13 protein-coding genes are annotated in these 14,242 nt (G+C 72.9%); 3 read left to right on the forward strand and 10 right to left on the reverse strand.

What is annotated here, in order from left to right; all coding sequences use genetic code 11:
* Positions 1-5: 5 nt before the first annotated feature.
* Positions 6-683 carry an HAD family hydrolase gene (locus tag ACFXBC_RS29760; RefSeq protein ID WP_385031241.1) on the reverse strand — a complete coding sequence of 226 codons (678 nt, stop codon included), beginning with the start codon at positions 681-683 and terminating at the stop codon, positions 6-8.
* Between the two features lie 400 nt (positions 684-1,083).
* Between ACFXBC_RS29760 and ACFXBC_RS29765 the strand changes: the two genes are divergently transcribed.
* On the forward strand, positions 1,084-1,725 hold the full coding sequence (locus tag ACFXBC_RS29765) for an endonuclease (RefSeq protein ID WP_385031283.1): 642 nt from the start codon (positions 1,084-1,086) through the stop codon (positions 1,723-1,725).
* A gap of 151 nt (positions 1,726-1,876) precedes the next feature.
* On the opposite strand, the gene ACFXBC_RS29770 is transcribed toward ACFXBC_RS29765, so the two are convergent.
* From ACFXBC_RS29770 to ACFXBC_RS29780, 3 genes are all read right to left on the reverse strand, one after another.
* Entirely contained in the window at positions 1,877-3,238 is a 1,362-nt protein-coding gene (locus ACFXBC_RS29770; RefSeq protein ID WP_385031244.1) for an MFS transporter, read from the reverse strand.
* 29 nt (positions 3,239-3,267) lie between these two features.
* A complete protein-coding gene (locus tag ACFXBC_RS29775; protein WP_385031247.1) occupies positions 3,268-4,893 on the reverse strand; it encodes an acyl-CoA synthetase in 1,626 nt (541 codons plus the stop codon).
* A 193-nt stretch (positions 4,894-5,086) separates the two neighbouring features.
* On the reverse strand, positions 5,087-5,938 hold the full coding sequence (locus ACFXBC_RS29780; protein WP_385031250.1) for an enoyl-CoA hydratase/isomerase family protein: 852 nt from the start codon (positions 5,936-5,938) through the stop codon (positions 5,087-5,089).
* A 233-nt stretch (positions 5,939-6,171) separates the two neighbouring features.
* Between ACFXBC_RS29780 and ACFXBC_RS29785 the strand changes: the two genes are divergently transcribed.
* Positions 6,172-7,113, forward strand: a complete 942-nt coding sequence (locus ACFXBC_RS29785) for a LysR substrate-binding domain-containing protein (protein WP_385031253.1) — start codon at positions 6,172-6,174, stop codon at positions 7,111-7,113.
* A 112-nt stretch (positions 7,114-7,225) separates the two neighbouring features.
* On the opposite strand, the gene ACFXBC_RS29790 is transcribed toward ACFXBC_RS29785, so the two are convergent.
* The 5 genes from ACFXBC_RS29790 to ACFXBC_RS29810 form a co-directional block, all read right to left on the reverse strand.
* Positions 7,226-8,011 carry a class I SAM-dependent methyltransferase gene (locus tag ACFXBC_RS29790; protein ID WP_385031256.1) on the reverse strand — a complete coding sequence of 262 codons (786 nt, stop codon included), beginning with the start codon at positions 8,009-8,011 and terminating at the stop codon, positions 7,226-7,228.
* 97 nt (positions 8,012-8,108) lie between these two features.
* Positions 8,109-9,686, reverse strand: a complete 1,578-nt coding sequence (locus ACFXBC_RS29795) for an ABC transporter ATP-binding protein (RefSeq protein WP_385031259.1) — start codon at positions 9,684-9,686, stop codon at positions 8,109-8,111.
* Positions 9,686-10,603 carry an ABC transporter permease gene (locus ACFXBC_RS29800; protein ID WP_385031262.1) on the reverse strand — a complete coding sequence of 306 codons (918 nt, stop codon included), beginning with the start codon at positions 10,601-10,603 and terminating at the stop codon, positions 9,686-9,688. Before ACFXBC_RS29800 ends, ACFXBC_RS29795 begins: the two co-directional genes overlap by 1 nt.
* Entirely contained in the window at positions 10,600-11,562 is a 963-nt protein-coding gene (locus tag ACFXBC_RS29805; RefSeq protein WP_385031265.1) for an ABC transporter permease, read from the reverse strand. Before ACFXBC_RS29805 ends, ACFXBC_RS29800 begins: the two co-directional genes overlap by 4 nt.
* On the reverse strand, positions 11,550-12,923 hold the full coding sequence (locus tag ACFXBC_RS29810; protein WP_385031268.1) for an ABC transporter substrate-binding protein: 1,374 nt from the start codon (positions 12,921-12,923) through the stop codon (positions 11,550-11,552). The genes ACFXBC_RS29805 and ACFXBC_RS29810 overlap by 13 nt, the downstream gene beginning before the upstream one ends.
* A 345-nt stretch (positions 12,924-13,268) precedes the next feature.
* On the opposite strand from ACFXBC_RS29810, the gene ACFXBC_RS29815 reads away from it, so the two are divergent.
* Positions 13,269-13,478, forward strand: a complete 210-nt coding sequence (locus tag ACFXBC_RS29815; RefSeq protein WP_385031271.1) for a DUF6480 family protein — start codon at positions 13,269-13,271, stop codon at positions 13,476-13,478.
* A gap of 111 nt (positions 13,479-13,589) precedes the next feature.
* On the opposite strand, the gene ACFXBC_RS29820 is transcribed toward ACFXBC_RS29815, so the two are convergent.
* On the reverse strand, positions 13,590-14,242 hold a 653-nt coding region (locus ACFXBC_RS29820; protein WP_385031274.1), incomplete at its 5' end, for a potassium channel family protein.

Consider the following 14,242-nt stretch of genomic DNA (forward strand, 5'->3'; position numbering starts at 1 on the left):
CCGGGTCACGGCATGCGGCCGGCGGCGGCGCCGAACGGGCTCTGGTCGAGCCGGGAGAGCAGATCGGCGGGGTCCCGGTAGACATGTGCCGCCCCGGCCCGCTCCAGGTCGGCCTGCGGGATACCGCCGCACAGCAGCGCGACGGCCGGAACCCCGGCCCGCGACGCGGCCTCCATGTCCCAGACCGTGTCCCCGACGAACACCGCCCGGGAAGCGGGGACTCCGGCGAGTTCCAGCGCGTGCCGGACCGGCTCGGGGGCCGGTTTCCCCTCGGACACGTCGTCGGAGCTTGCTGTGTCCGAGAGGGCGTCGTCGGCGTCGATGGCGCGCCGCAGGGCATCCAGTTCGGGACCGCTCGCCGAGGTGGCCAGCACGATGTGCCAGCCCTGTCCGGCCAGAGTGCGCAGCAGTTCGCCCGCCGAGCGGAACGCGGGCAGCCGCTCGAAGTAGGTGCCGAGCAGCGAGGTGTGGGCCGCGCTGATGCGGGCGTCCTGGTCCCGGTCCCGGCCCTTGCCGAGCAGGTGCTCCAGCAGGTCACCGGAGCCGAGCCCGACCGCCCGGTGGATGGCGGGCATCGGGACGGTGTGACCGGCCTGGCGCAGCGCCTCCCACCACGTCACCACATGCAGGTGGTTGGTGTCGACGAGGGTGCCGTCCACATCGAAGAGTGCTGCGCGCTCCATATGACGTCCTGCTCTCTGCGGCCCCGACGCGTTGGCTCAGGGGATCGGTCTCAGCGGTCGGCTGCCGTGCGCGGCCGCATACCCTCTGCGCCTGCCCCGGCGCACCTCACACACTCCGTCGGCGGGCACCCCGCGGCAATCGGAGCGCCGCCCGTCGGGCGGCGTCACCGGACGCGGCATTCGGGCGAAGTGCCGGAGCGCCAGCGGTGGCGGCGCCCGGCCCCCGTGGCCATAGTCGTGCGTGGTGTGCCCGCCCGGACTCGGTCGCCGCGCTGTGTGAACGCCGCCGCCCCGGGCAGGCCCCGCACATGAGCACACGAGCCGCGGCACCGGAGGGGTGATCCGTCCCGTACGGTGCCGGTCGCAGGAGGAGAGGTCGGTTGTGAACAACCGCAAGACGATGGAGGCCCTGCTCGCGGAGCACGGCAGGACGTTCGCCGACGAGGCGGGCATCCGGCTGCGGGACACCCCGCAGCCCCTGTATCAGCTGCTGGTGCTCAGCAACCTCCTGAGCGCACGGATCAGGGCGTCCGTCGCCGTGGCGGCCGCGCGGGCGCTCTTCGCGGACGGCATGCGCACACCGCGCCATATGCTCGAAGCGACCTGGCAGCAGCGCGTCGACGCCCTCGGTGAGGGCGGCTACCGCCGCTACGACGAGAGGACCGCCACCCAGCTCGGCGAAGGGGCGGAGCTGCTGCTCGACACGTACGGCGGCGACCTGCGGCGGCTGCGCAAGTCGGCCGACGGCGATCTCGGCGCGCTGCGCGACGGCCTGCGCCGGACCCCCGGCATCGGCCCGGCAGGCGCCGACATCTTCCTGCGCGAGGCGCAGGAGCTGTGGCCGGAGACGGCGCCCTACCTGGACAAGAAGGCACTGCAGGGCGCGGAGCAGCTGGGTCTGCCGTCGTCACCGGCGAAACTGGCGGAGCTGGCGGAGCAGGCGGGGCCGGAGGATCGCCGCGGCCCTGCGGTGCTGGCGGCGGCGCTGGTCCGCGCCTCGCTGGACAAGGACGTCGTGGCGGACGTCCGGTCGCACGCCTGACCGCGGCACGGTCGCGCGGCGAGGCCAGGAGCACGGTCACGCGGCGAAGCCGGGAATACGGTCGCGCACCGCGGCCGGCACACCGGCGTGCGCCCGGCCGGTACGGGTGGACGCTGCCAGGGGGACGGCCGCGGGCGGCCGGTCCCCGCGGTCAGCTCTCCCGTACGGTCGTACGGTTCAGCGGGAGGTGGACCGTCTCCCGCAGGGCGAAGACGACCACCAGGGCCGAGACCGCCGCCAGCACCATCAGGTAGTAGCCCGGCGCGAGCGGTGTACCCAGCAGGGAGACCAGCCAGGTGGCGGCGAACGGGGCGGTGCCGCCGAACAGGACGTACGCCGCCGTGTACCCCATGGCCGAGCCGCTGGAGCGCAGCTGGCCGGGGAACATCTCGACCATGGCCGGGACGTTCGACGTGCCGATGACCGCCACCAGCACGGCGAGTACGGACGCCCCCACGACGGCACCCGGCAGGCCGGTGCCGATCAGCCAGAAGGCCGGAAGCGTGGTGACGACGAACCCCAGACACGCCACGAGCAGCATCGGTTTGCGCCCCCAGCGGTCGCTGGCGGCGGCTGTCAGCGGACAGGCCAGGCAGTAGGCGAGCATGGCTATGACACTGGTGAGCATCGCGTCCGACTTGCTGTAGCCGACCTCCTCGGACATGTACGAGATGAGGTAGCTGCTCATCAGGTAGTAGCCGACCGCGTTGGTGATGCTGTAGCCGAAGAGCGTCAGCACCTGCCGGCGGCAGATCCGCAGCGCATCACGGAGGGGCGCCTTACGGACCGTGTCGTTCCGCTCCATCGACCGGAAGACCGGGGTGTCCTCCAGCCGGCTGCGCAGATACAGCCCGATCAGTCCGAGCGGTCCGGCGAGCAGGAAGGGCAGCCGCCAGCCCCAGCTGTCCAGGGCGCTCTCGCTGAGCGAGTCGATGATCAGCAGCCCGGCCAGGGAGCCGGCCACCGATGCGACGCCGACGGTCAGCGGTACGGCACTCGCGTACCGGGCCCGGCGGCCGTCCGGCGCGTACTCCATGATGAAGGAGGAGGCGCCGGTGTACTCACCGCCGGTCGAGAACCCCTGCACCGCGCGGAAGAGCAGCAGGAGCAGCGGGGCCAGGATCCCCACGGACCGGTAACCGGGCAGCAGGCCGATGAGGAAGGTCGAACCGCTCATGCAGAGCACGCTCAGGGCGAGCATCCGGTTGCGGCCGATCCGGTCTCCGTAGCGCCCGAAGAAGGCGGCGCCCAGCGGCCGGGCGATGAACCCGGCCGCGAAGATCGCCCAGGTGGCCATCAGCGCGGCCGACTTGTCGTACTGCGGGAAGAACAGACCGGCGATGGTCGCCGACATGACGGCGTAGGCGCCGGAGTCGAACCACTCGACGAAGTTGCCGATGGCCGTGGCGGCGGTCACCCTGCGCCGCGTCGCCCGCGCGGCCGGCCCCTGCGTCCCGCCGGGCGGACCGCACTCGGCGGCCGTACCCGGTGCCGGTGCCTGATGCATCGTCATGGCGCCATCCTCCTTCTTCTCGGGTCGGGTCACCCGGCGGACGCCGCTGTGTCGGCCCGGCGGCCGGAATCACTGTCCAGGTCCCGCAGACGGGCCCGTTGGACCTTCCCCGTCGCCGAACGCGGCAGACGGTCGACGAACTCGATCCGGCGGGGGTAGGCGAACCGTGAATAGCTGTCGCGGACATGCTCCGTGATCTCCCGCGCCAGGCCGGGGCTCGCCGCGTGGCCGTCGGCCAGTTCGATCCACGCCTTCACCGCCTGGCCGCGCACCGGGTCGGGGACGCCCGCCACACCGGCGTCGGACACGGCGGGGTGGTTCCGGAGGGCGGCCTCGACCTCGTAGGGGCCCACCCGGTAGCCGGAGGTCTTGATGACGTCGTCGGTGCGGCCCAGGAACCAGAAGTAGCCGTCCTCGTCCTGGTGCGCCTGGTCCTTGGTGCGGTACCACTCGCCGCCGAAGGCGGTGGCGCTCGCCTCCGGCCGGTTCCAGTAGCCGAGCGGGTACTGCGGGTTGGAGCGGGCCCGCAGGGCTATCTCACCGGTCTCGCCGAGCGGGACCTCGTTGCCGTCCGGATCCAGCAGCGCGACCTGCCAACCGGGCAGCGGGCGCCCCATGGAGCCGGGCTTGACGGGGACACCGGGGAAGTTGCCGAGCAGCGGATACGACTCGGTGGAACCGTAGTAGTCGAGGAGCGTCACTCCGAACTGGTCCTCGAACCAGTCGATGAGGTCGGACGTGAGGGGCTCGTTGGAGCTGCACACCACCCGCAGCGCCTGCGGGTGGCGCCGGCCCGCGTCGGGGACGTCCTGCATCATCTTGCGCAGGAGTGTGGGGTTCACGAGTGCGGTGGTGACCTTGTTGCGGGACATGCCGGAGAGTAGCGCGGCCGCGTCGAAGCCCGCCGCGGGGCGGTGCACGTAGTGGACGGCGCCCGCCCGCAGCGGTCCCATCAGCTTGGCCATGGACCAGGCCCAGTCCCCCGCTCCGTAGAACACGTCGCCGATGGTCAGACCGTGGCAGAAGTGGAACTCGTTGTGGCCGAGCAGGGTCCGGTGGGCGTGCACGATCCCCTTGGCGGCGCCGGTCGTGCCGGACGTGTAGAAGATCAGCGCGGGGTCGTCGGCCGCCGTGTCCGCAGTCTCGAACTCCGGGGGGAGCGCGCCGATCGCGGGATCGTCGATGTCGACCAGGGTGCCGGCGAAGTCCCCGGCCCGGCCGACGGCGTCCGCCTCGGTGATCAGGACCTCGGTGCCGGAGTCGGCCAGCCGGTAGCGGATGGGGTCGTCGGCCCACAGCAGGGACATGGTGACCAGCACCGCCCCCGTACGCAGCACCCCGAGGTAGGTGGCGGGTGTGTCGGGGCGCTGCGGCAGCAGAACCGCCACCCGGTCGCCCTTGCGGACCCCGATGCGGTGCAGATGGGCGGCCACCTGGCGGGAGCGGTCCTGGACCTGCTTCCAGGTCACCTCGTCGCGGCGGCCGGTGTGGTCCTCGTAGATGAGGGCGAGCCGGTCGCCGGGGTGACGGTCGGCGACATCGGCGGCCATGTTGTAGCGGGCGGGGACGTCCCACCGGTGGGCGTCGAGCAGACCGCGGTACACACGGTCGCCCTCGGCGAGCGCACCGGGCGGCGGCGTGACATGGGTGGTCATGCGGGGTCGTTCCTCTCTTCGGTACGGGACGGGACGGGGGTACGGGGTGGGGCCTGGGTACGGGGAGGTTCGCCGGTACGCGTCGGGACAGGGGTGCGGGGTGGGTCCCGGGTACGGAAGGTTCCTCGGTACGGAGCGGGTCCCGGTACCAAGCTGGTCCCCGTACGGAGCGGGTCCCCGTACGGTGCGGGTGTCAGCGGCGCCTGCCTGCCAGGAAGGCGGCCATCTCGCGCTGCGGCTCCCCCGTCGCGTAGGCCGCGACGTGCACCTTCTTGGCGGCGCTGATCGACTCGTCGAGGGCGGCTTCGTCGAGCTCCCGGATCCGGCCCTTGGTGAGGGCCACCGCGCCCGGCGGCAGTTCGGCGAGGCGGGCCGCCTCGGCGCGGGCCTCCGTCTTCACGGCCTCGCTCGCGGCGGCGGCGTCGGCGTCGCCGACCTCCACCAGCCGGGTGAGCAGGCCGAGCCGGTGCGCCTCGACGCCGTCGACCAGCCGGCCGGTGAGGGCGAACTCCGTGGTCTTCGCCCGGCCGAGGATGTCCCACATGGCCCAGATGCCGGTGATGCTGGGGATGCCGGAGAGCACCTCGGGCTGGCCCATCCTGATGCCGCCGTGCCCGATCCGCAGATCGGCGAGCAGGGCGTACTGGAAGCCGGAGCCCGCGGCCACTCCGTTGACGGCGGCGACGGTCGGCTTGTCGAGATTGCGCACGGCCCGGTAGAGCCGTCCGAAGTCGTCGATCCACTCCTCGGCGGCCGCGTGGTCCCCGGGGGTGATGGCCGCGGTCTCGCTGAGGTCCTGTCCGGCGCAGAAGGCGCTCCCGGAGCCGGTGAGCACGACGGCGCGGCAGTCCCGGTCGGCGCCGAAGTCGCCGAGCGCGGCCACCAGAGCCGCGCGCACCCCGGCGGTCCAGGCGTTGAGCTTGGCGGGCCGGTCGAGGGCCACCTCACCGACGTAGGCGCCGTCCTGGCCGTCACCGGTGAGCGGGTGCCGGGTGACGAGAACGCCGTGCTGGTCGCCGTGGTGGTCGGTACCGGTCTGCGTCATGAGAGTCCCTTTCTTCGTGCGGCGCGCGCCCCGGCGTGCGGAGGCGTGGTGCGCCGTCGCTCTCCCCGGCGCGCGGCGGCACAGCCCGTCGAGGGGCCGTACGACCAGGGAGTGTTCCGTTCGGCACGCCCCGTGATCCGGGGCGTCCGTGGCAGTCATGCAAGCAGCCGGAGGCTTCCGGGGGCCAAGACCAATAACGACTTCCGTCGATATCGCAGCGATATGGTCCTGCCATGGAGCTACGCCATCTGCACTATTTCGCCGTGCTGGCCGAGGAACTGCACTTCGGCAGGGCCGCGAGCCGCCTGCACATGGCCCAGCCGCCGCTCTCCCAGCGCATCCGCGACCTGGAACGCGAGCTGGGGGTCCAGCTGTTCGACAGGTCCCGGCCCCGTGTGCGGCTCACCGAGGCGGGTGCCCTCCTCCTGGAGCACGTACGGCCGGTGCTCTCCGGGGTGGCCACCGCACGCGAGGCCATGCGCCGGATCAGGCCGGGCGAGGCGGGGGTACTGCGGGCCGGGTTCCCGCCCGACACCCATCCGGTGGCGCTGCCGACCCTGACGGCCGCCTTCTCCGAGCGCGTGCCCGACGTCCTGCTCGACCTGCACGAGCTGACCACCGACGAACAGCTCTCACGGCTGAGGTCGGACCGGCTGGACGTGGCGGTGGTCCGGCACCCTGCCGACACGGTGGGGCTCGAATCGGGTCCGGTGGCCCGGCGCGAGCTGGGCGTGGTGTTGCCGGCCGCACATCCGGCCGCGGCCGGGCCCGGAGTGCCGGTACGGCTCAGGGACCTCGACGGGTCCCCGCTGATCATCTTTCCGCGGGAGATGGCGCCCGGTCTCTACGACCACATGCTCGCCGTCTGCCGGGACGAGGGGTTTCTGCCCGGTGCGATCCGGCATGCGCGCAACCCGGGGTTCGTCCACGGGCTGGTGCTGGCAGGACGCGGTATCCATCTGAACGAGAGCCCGGCCACACAGCTGCCCGACGGCCTGATCTGGCGGCCGGTCACCAGCCGGGCGCTGGCCTGGCTGACCTCGGTGGTGTGGGTCGCGCAGCGGCACAACGAGGCGGTGGCGGCCTTCACCGAGGCGGTCACGGAAGGGCTGGCCGCCACCGGGCACCGGATCGGCACGGCGGACGGCACCCCGCCCATCGGCCCGACGCCGTGACCCCGCTCCCCCGCGCCGGAGCGCGCGCCCCCGTACGTAAAGGCAGGTCGGGGGCGCCCGCCTCTGTACGTGGGCACACCGGGGGCGCCCGCCGTAAGCGGTCAGCGCCGGGTCAGCGCAGCCCCACCATCAGGGCGTCGCTGGGCGAGCACCACGCCTGCCGTGCCTCGGCGAAGCCCTGTTCGCGCAGGGTCTCGGCGTGCCAGCGCGCGGTGGTCGGCCGGTCGGTGGGTGTCTTCGCGGCGACCGGGTTCCGGGGGTCACCGAAGCGTTCGAAGCGGCGCCGCGCGGCCTCGCCGAGCCCGGGGTCCTCCGCCGCCTCGCTCCACCAGGCGGCCCAGTCGAGCGCTCCGCCCGACCGCTCCCGTTCCTTGCGCGCGGTGTGGAAGGCGTGCGCCGCGGCGTTGATGCGCGGCGCCGACTCGTCCACCATGTGATCGGCGTTCAGGAACACACCGCCCTCCCGCAGCAGACCGGCCACATGTCCGTACAGCGCCCGCAGCGGATCGGTGTCCAGCCAGTGCAGCGCGGTCGCGGTCAGCACGGCATCGTAGGAGCGATGGGGCAGCGCGTCCGTCCACCCGGGGTCCGTGAGGTCGGCCGTCACGAATCCCACCCGCCCGTCCCCGGCGAAGTGGCCGCGGGCGATGGTCATCAGCACCGGGTCGAGATCGACGCCGGTGCTGCGCGCCCCGGGGAAGCGCTTCAGCACCCGGTCGGTGATGCTTCCCGTTCCACAGGCCAGGTCGAGCACCACGGGCTCGGGGCCCACCAGAGCCTCGACCATGTCGAGCATCACCCGGAACCGCTCCTCGCGGTCCGGCATGTACCACTCCTGCTGGCGGTCCCAACTGTCCTGCCACGCCTGCCAGTCCGTCCCGGCGGTCGTCTCCGTCATGAGCTGCTTCTCTCCTTCGTTTGTACGCACGTGCGGCGGTGGCAGGAGCGGGACCCGGCCGGCCGCGTGCACACGTTTGCGTGCCTGCGCGCCTCCGTCACGGGGTGTCCGGTACGGAAGCGGGGTCTCCGGCGCCCAGCCGCTCGGCCCTGACCAGCAGCCGTGCGGTCTCCGATGCCGGCGCGTCCAGGACCTCTGCGGGGGTGCCTTCTTCGGCGGTCCGGCCGTTGTCGAGGACGAGGACCCGGTCGGCCACCGTGCGCAGCAGGCCGAGATCGTGACCGATCCACAGGACGGCCGTGCCCTCCTCCTGCCGCAGACGGGCCACCTCGGCCAGCACGAGACCGGTGGCCACGTCGTCGAGGGCCGTCGTGATCTCGTCGCACACCAGGACATCGGGGCCCGCCAGCACCGCGCGGGCGAACGCGGCGCGCTGGAGCTCTCCCCCCGACAGCGACTCCGGCAGCCGCCGGGCCGTGCTCCCGTCGACCCCCAGCCGGGACAGCAGCCCCGCGGCCTCCTCCTCGGCCAGTTCCGCGGAGCGGTCCCGGAGTCTGACCGCGGTACGCGCCACCTGTTCCAGCACGGTGCGGCGTTCGTCGAACGAACCCCGGACCTCCTGCCACACGTACTGCACCCGTCTCTTCTGCGGCCGGGTGCGCCGACGGAGCACCGGAAGTTCCGTGCCCTCCAGGAGGATCCGGCCGCCGTGCCGCTCATGGAGCCCGGCGACACAGCGGGCCAGCGTGGTCTTCCCGCTCCCCGAAGGCCCGGCCACCGCGACACAGCCGCCCCGCGGCAGCGACAGGGAGAGACCGTGCAGCACCACGTCGCGGCCACCGGGACGCAGCCAGGCGGTCAGATCCCGTACGGCGATGACCGGGGCGACGACCGGATCGTCCTGCGGCCCCTCCCCCGCGTCAGGTACGGCGGATCCGGTCCGGGCGGGCAGCAGTCCCTCCGGGCTGCCCTCACCGGTGACCCGGCCGTCCTCCAGCAGGACCACCCGGTCGGCCAGTGCGCGCACCATGTCGTGGTCGTGGCTCAGCAGCAGGATCGCCATGCCCGCCTGGGCGAGTGCGGCGAGTTCACGGGCCAGGCCCATCCGCGTCACGGTGTCCAGGCCGGTACCTGGCTCGTCCAGGACCAGCGCCCTGGGGCCGCAGGCCAGGACCTGGGCCAGGGCGACACGCTGCCGCTGGCCGCCCGAGAACTGGTGGGGGAAGCGCCGCAGCGCCGTCTCCGGCGGCAGCTGCGCGGCGCGCAGAGCCGCAGCCGCCCGCTCCCGGGCGCCCCGGCCGGCCGGGGCGCCCGGTGCGGACGAGCGGTGCAGCCGGGCCAGTTCGGTCAGTACGGCGCCGGTACGGCGGGCCGGGTTGAGCGCGCTGCCCGGGTGCTGCGGCATATAGGCGACCGTCCCGCCCCGCAGAGCGGCTGCCTCACGGGTGACTCCGTCCCCGTCCACCACGGTGGTCCCCGCCACCCGTACCTGCCCGCTCAGCCGCACGCCGGGCGCCGCGTCGCCGAGCAGGGCGAGAGCCGCCGTGGTCTTGCCGCTCCCGGACGGTCCGACGAGGGCGGTCACGCCCCCCGCCGGTACGTCCAGATCCACCCCCCGCAGCAGCGCTGACGTACCGGCCCACGCGGTCAGGCCGCGTACCTCGATCACAGCCATCAGAGTGCGGCCTCCTCGGGGCCGTCGGTGCGTTCCCGGCGTACAGGGCTCCCGGAAGCGTCGGTCCGCGCCCGGGCCGTGGGGCCGCCGGCCCTCCCCCGGCCCGGGGCGGCGGACCGGCGGAGCAGTCGGTCGGCCAGCAGATTGAGCCCGACCGTGAACATGACGAGCATGGCCGCGGGTGCGCACACCGCCCAGGGCTGCAGCAGCAGGGCCTCCCTGCTCCCGGCGATCGTGACGGCCCAGTCGGGCGAAGTGGGTTCCATACCGAGCCCGAGGAAGTTCGCGGCGGCGACGGTGAACACCGCCGTGGTGACCCGGGTACCGATATCGGCGGCCGCCACCGGCAGGACCGCCCGTCCGATGTGGCCGAACAGGATCCGGGGCCTGGACTCGCCCTGCATCCGCAGCGCTTCGGCCACGGGGCTGCTGGCCGCGTCGAGCCCCGCCGCCCGCACCAGCCGGGCCACCGCGGGTACGTTGATCGCGGCCACCGCCAGGGCGATGGCCGTGGCCTGGCCGCGCCAGCCCACACCGATGACGCTGATGATCAGCAGGGAAGGCACCGGCAGCAGCAACTCCACCGGCCTCAGCAGGAGTTCGTCGAGCCATCGGTGCCGGGTGGCCGCCGCGGCGAGACCCAGCGTCCCGCCCACGGCGTAGGCGAGCCCGACCGCGAGGCAGGCCACACCGAGCGCGCTGGGGCCGCCGCGCAGCAGCAGTCCGAGTACGTCGCGCCCCATCCCGTCGGTGCCCAGCGGATGCCCGCCCCCCGCCGCGTACGGTGCTCCTCCCGCGGCCGGGGTGACCACCGGGGCCAGCAGCGGCCCCACCACCGCGACCAGCACGGGGATCGCCAGGAGCAGAGCGGCGCCCGCGATCGGCAGGGAGCCGCCGGGACGCGTCGCCGGGCTCACCTGAGCACCTCCGTACGCGGAGCCAGCCGGTGGGAGACCAGGTCGGCCGCGATGTTGAGCGCCATGGCCACGGCCGCCAGCAGCAGCGTCAGCGCCTGCACCGTCGGCACGTCCCGGCTCTGCACCGCGTCGATCAGGGCGGTCGCCGAGCCGGGGATCGCGAAGACGGCCTCGACGATGAGGACACCGCCCAGCAACTGGTCGCCGGTCCGCGCCAGTTCCTGGACTCCGGGCACCGCGGCGTTGGGCAGTACATGCCGCAGGACCAGCCGCACCCGCGGCACGCCCAGCCGCCGCGCCTGGGCCGTGTAGTCGGCGCGCAGCGCCGCTATGGTGCCCGCACGTATCTGCCGGGACAGCAGACAGACGGTCCTGGCGAGGAGCACGGCGACGGGCAGGACGAGCAGGGCCGGCCGGGTCAGCAGATCACCGGCGCCGACATCCACCCAGGTGGAGGGCAGCAAGCCCAGCCGGAGGGAGAACACCGCGACCAGACAGAGGGCCAGTACGAAGTCCGGTACGGAGTTGAGGGCGACCATGACGGCCGAGAGCGCCTGGTCCAGCCGGCCGCCCTCCCGGAGCCCCATCACCAGGCCGAGGAGCATGGCGAGCGGTACGAGGACGGCGACCGTGACGGCGGCGAGTACCGCGGTGGCACCGAGGGAGCCCGTGATGATGTCGGCCACCGGGCCCCGGCTGACCAGGGAGGTGCCCGGGTCCCCGGAGAGCAGCGACCCGGCCCAGTCGGCGAACCGGTCGAGCAGCGGCCGGTCGAGCCCCAACTGCTCACGCAGATGGGCCACTTGATCCAGACCGGCCTGCTCGTTGAACTCGACTTCCGCCGCGTCGCCGGGAAGCAGCGAGGTCAGCAGGAAGACGAGGACGGCCAGCAGCCCCAGCTGGACGACGGCGAGCGATACCCGCCGCAGGGTGTAGCGCAGCACGTTCAGGCCAGCCACACGTTGTCGAACCGCGCCCAGTCGACCGTGTTGGGCGGCATGGCCTTCACACCGTGCAGACGGGTGGAGACGGCGTTGAGCCAGTCGGAGTGCCCCCACAGCACCAGGCCGCCCTTGTCCCGCACCGTGCGCAGCGCGGCGCCGTACCGCGCGGTCCGCTTCTTCTCGTCGGTGGTGGCCTGGGCCCGCGCGAAGTCCTGGTCGAAGTCCTTGTGATGCCAGGCCGTGGTGTTCTGCGGTGCGCCGTCGAGCAGCCGCTCGCTGATGTACGTGGGAATGGGCATCGCCCCGCAGCGATGGCTTCCGGCCATGCCGGTGCCGAGCAGGTCGGTGAAGTAGCTCTCGGGAGGTCCGGTGGTGACGTCGATCCGCAGACCGGCCTCCCCGGCCTGTTCGGCGAAGAGGTGCGCCGCGTCGATGAACCCGTCGGCGGCTGTCGAGGTGTAGAACGCGATGCGTTTGTTGAGCGCCCCGGAGCGGCGCAGCAGCCGGCGGGCCTCCGCGACGTCACGCTCGCGCTGCGGTACGCCATCGGGGTAGTACTCGTACCCCTTGCCGTACATGTCGTTGCCGATGTCGCCGCGTCCGCCGAGGACCACGTCAACCAGGCGCTTCCGGTCGGTGAGCAGTTTCACCGCCATCGCCGCTTCGGGGTCGTCGAAGGGCGGCCGGTCGGTCTTCAGCACGAATCCGACGGCGCCGCTGCGCGGAGCCGAGACGATCCGCACCCGGGAATTGGCCCTGACCAGCCGGGCGAAGGTGGGTGTCATCTCATGTGCGTACTCCACCTCGCCAGCCTGCACGGCGTTGGCCCGTGCCTCGGTGGCCGCGGAGAGGATGTGCACCTCGTCCACGTGCGCGGGGCCGGCCCAGTGGTCGTCGAACCGGCGGGCGGCGAAGGAGCGGCCGGCGGTGAAGGAGCGGTAGCGGAAGGGGCCGGTGCCGACCGGCCGGGACGGGTCGCGGTAGCCGTTCCGTACGACGGCGGTCCCGGTCATCGCGAGGAGCGAGGGGAGTTCCGCGTTCGGCCGCTTGAGCGTGATCTCCACCGTGTGCTTGCCGACCGCCCGGCACCGCTTCAGGTCGATGACCGAGAGCGAGCCCTTCGCCAGATGGTCGGCTGCGCCGGGGTCGAGGATGCGGGAGAGGCTGAAGAGCACGTCGTCGGGGTCGAGTGTGTGGCCGTCGTGGAAGGTGGCCTGCCGCAGGGTGAAGCGCCAGACCGTGCCATCGGCGTTCGTCTCCCAGCTGCGGGCGAGCCGGGGCACGGGACGCAGCGTCGCGTCGAGATCCACCAGCTTGTCGAAGACCGCTTTGTGCCGGGCTATGTCCACGAACTGGCGTTGCGCGTGGGGGTCCATCGTCTCCTTGGCCCCTGCCCCGGGAAACACGGCCCGCAGAGTGCCGCCCCTGCTCGGCGGGGCGGAATCCGAACCCCCGGAAGGCCCGCAGGAACTGAGCAGTACCGCACCCGCGGCTCCGGCCAGTCCGAGAAACCCACGGCGGGTGCTGTCGACGGGCACGCTGTGACTCACCTCTTCATAGAAATCCATCCCGCCCTCTTGCATATGAATCGCAAGTGCATAGGAGAGGCAATTAGATGACCATGGGGACCGCGGAGCTGTCAAAGCGCCGTCTGCGGTGAGCATCTGGCGGCGCATCCGCCGGGAGATGCAAAGAGCGCGGTACGGGCCCACCATGGAGGTATGGCTGACGTCATTACTCCTCCCGGCCGGACTCCTCACGGCAAGGTCCCGCCCGAGGAGACCCCACCTGCCGAAGGCTGCATCGCCGAAGCCCACGAAGAGCGTCCCGACGGCGGTATGTGGGAGCACCCGCGCCTGTGGGCCGGGCTCATCCTGCTGGGGGCGCTGCTCTTCTCCGCCTTCTTCATCGCGCGGATCTTCTCGGCCTGAGCGGCCCGGCGCGGAGGCGCCCAGGCGGGCCGTCGGGCAGAGCGACCGGCCGGGCGGCCGGCGGAGCGCGGGTGTCATCCGCGTCAACGTGTCCGCCGAGCCCGCCGGGCCTCAGCGCCGTGCGGCCGGTCCGCCGCCTTCCCCCAGGAGTTGTTCCAGCCGGTCGAACCGCTCGTGCAGAGCCCTAACCTCGGCGGAGGCGTCCTCCCGGCCCACGTGCTCGGCGTGCTTGAGGGTTCCGCCGAGCTGACGCAGGCTGCGGGCGGCGCCGCTGACGAACCAGGTCGCGAGGGCCGCTGTCACGATGCCGAACAGGGCGATCCCGGCGAACATCACCACGCAGGCGATGACACGCCCCCACGCCGTCACCGGATACATGTCCCCGTACCCGACGGTGGTCGCCGTCTCGATGGACCACCAGACCGCGAGCGGGAACGAGGTGATGGTCGCACGGGGCGCCGACGCCTCGGCCCGCACGACCAGCCACGCCCCGCAGAGCAGCACAACCGCCGTGATCAACGCGGCCCACAGCGACGCCCGTACGTGGAGCCGGCGCTGCTGCGCCCTCAGCAGCCACCTCAGCAGGGTGGAGACGAAGACCGGCGGCATGGACGCACCTCGCTCGGGGGTGGGCGAACATTCGCCATGAACGTACTCGCGGTCGCCCGCGGCGTCCGGGACGGCCCGCGGTGCGCGCGTCGCACCGCCCGGGGCCGACAGCCGCACGCCGACACCGCCGCGCGACTGCACGTCCGCCGTCCACC

Origin of the sequence: Streptomyces sp. NPDC059398 (assembly GCF_042751845.1) — a bacterium.
Taxonomy (GTDB): domain Bacteria; phylum Actinomycetota; class Actinomycetes; order Streptomycetales; family Streptomycetaceae; genus Streptomyces.

What these genes read in the sequence shown, in the direction of transcription:
- ACFXBC_RS29780 (WP_385031250.1), bottom strand. Translation starts at nt 5,938, where the DNA reads ATGACGCAGACCGGTACCGACCACCACGGCGACCAGCACGGCGTTCTC.
- ACFXBC_RS29795 (WP_385031259.1), bottom strand. Translation starts at nt 9,686, where the DNA reads ATGGCTGTGATCGAGGTACGCGGCCTGACCGCGTGGGCCGGTACGTCA.
- ACFXBC_RS29760 (WP_385031241.1), bottom strand. Translation starts at nt 683, where the DNA reads ATGGAGCGCGCAGCACTCTTCGATGTGGACGGCACCCTCGTCGACACC.
- ACFXBC_RS29815 (WP_385031271.1), top strand. Translation starts at nt 13,269, where the DNA reads ATGGCTGACGTCATTACTCCTCCCGGCCGGACTCCTCACGGCAAGGTC.
- ACFXBC_RS29785 (WP_385031253.1), top strand. Translation starts at nt 6,172, where the DNA reads ATGGAGCTACGCCATCTGCACTATTTCGCCGTGCTGGCCGAGGAACTG.
- ACFXBC_RS29810 (WP_385031268.1), bottom strand. Translation starts at nt 12,923, where the DNA reads ATGGACCCCCACGCGCAACGCCAGTTCGTGGACATAGCCCGGCACAAA.
- ACFXBC_RS29770 (WP_385031244.1), bottom strand. Translation starts at nt 3,238, where the DNA reads ATGACGATGCATCAGGCACCGGCACCGGGTACGGCCGCCGAGTGCGGT.
- ACFXBC_RS29790 (WP_385031256.1), bottom strand. Translation starts at nt 8,011, where the DNA reads ATGACGGAGACGACCGCCGGGACGGACTGGCAGGCGTGGCAGGACAGT.
- ACFXBC_RS29765 (WP_385031283.1), top strand. Translation starts at nt 1,084, where the DNA reads ATGGAGGCCCTGCTCGCGGAGCACGGCAGGACGTTCGCCGACGAGGCG.
- ACFXBC_RS29775 (WP_385031247.1), bottom strand. Translation starts at nt 4,893, where the DNA reads ATGACCACCCATGTCACGCCGCCGCCCGGTGCGCTCGCCGAGGGCGAC.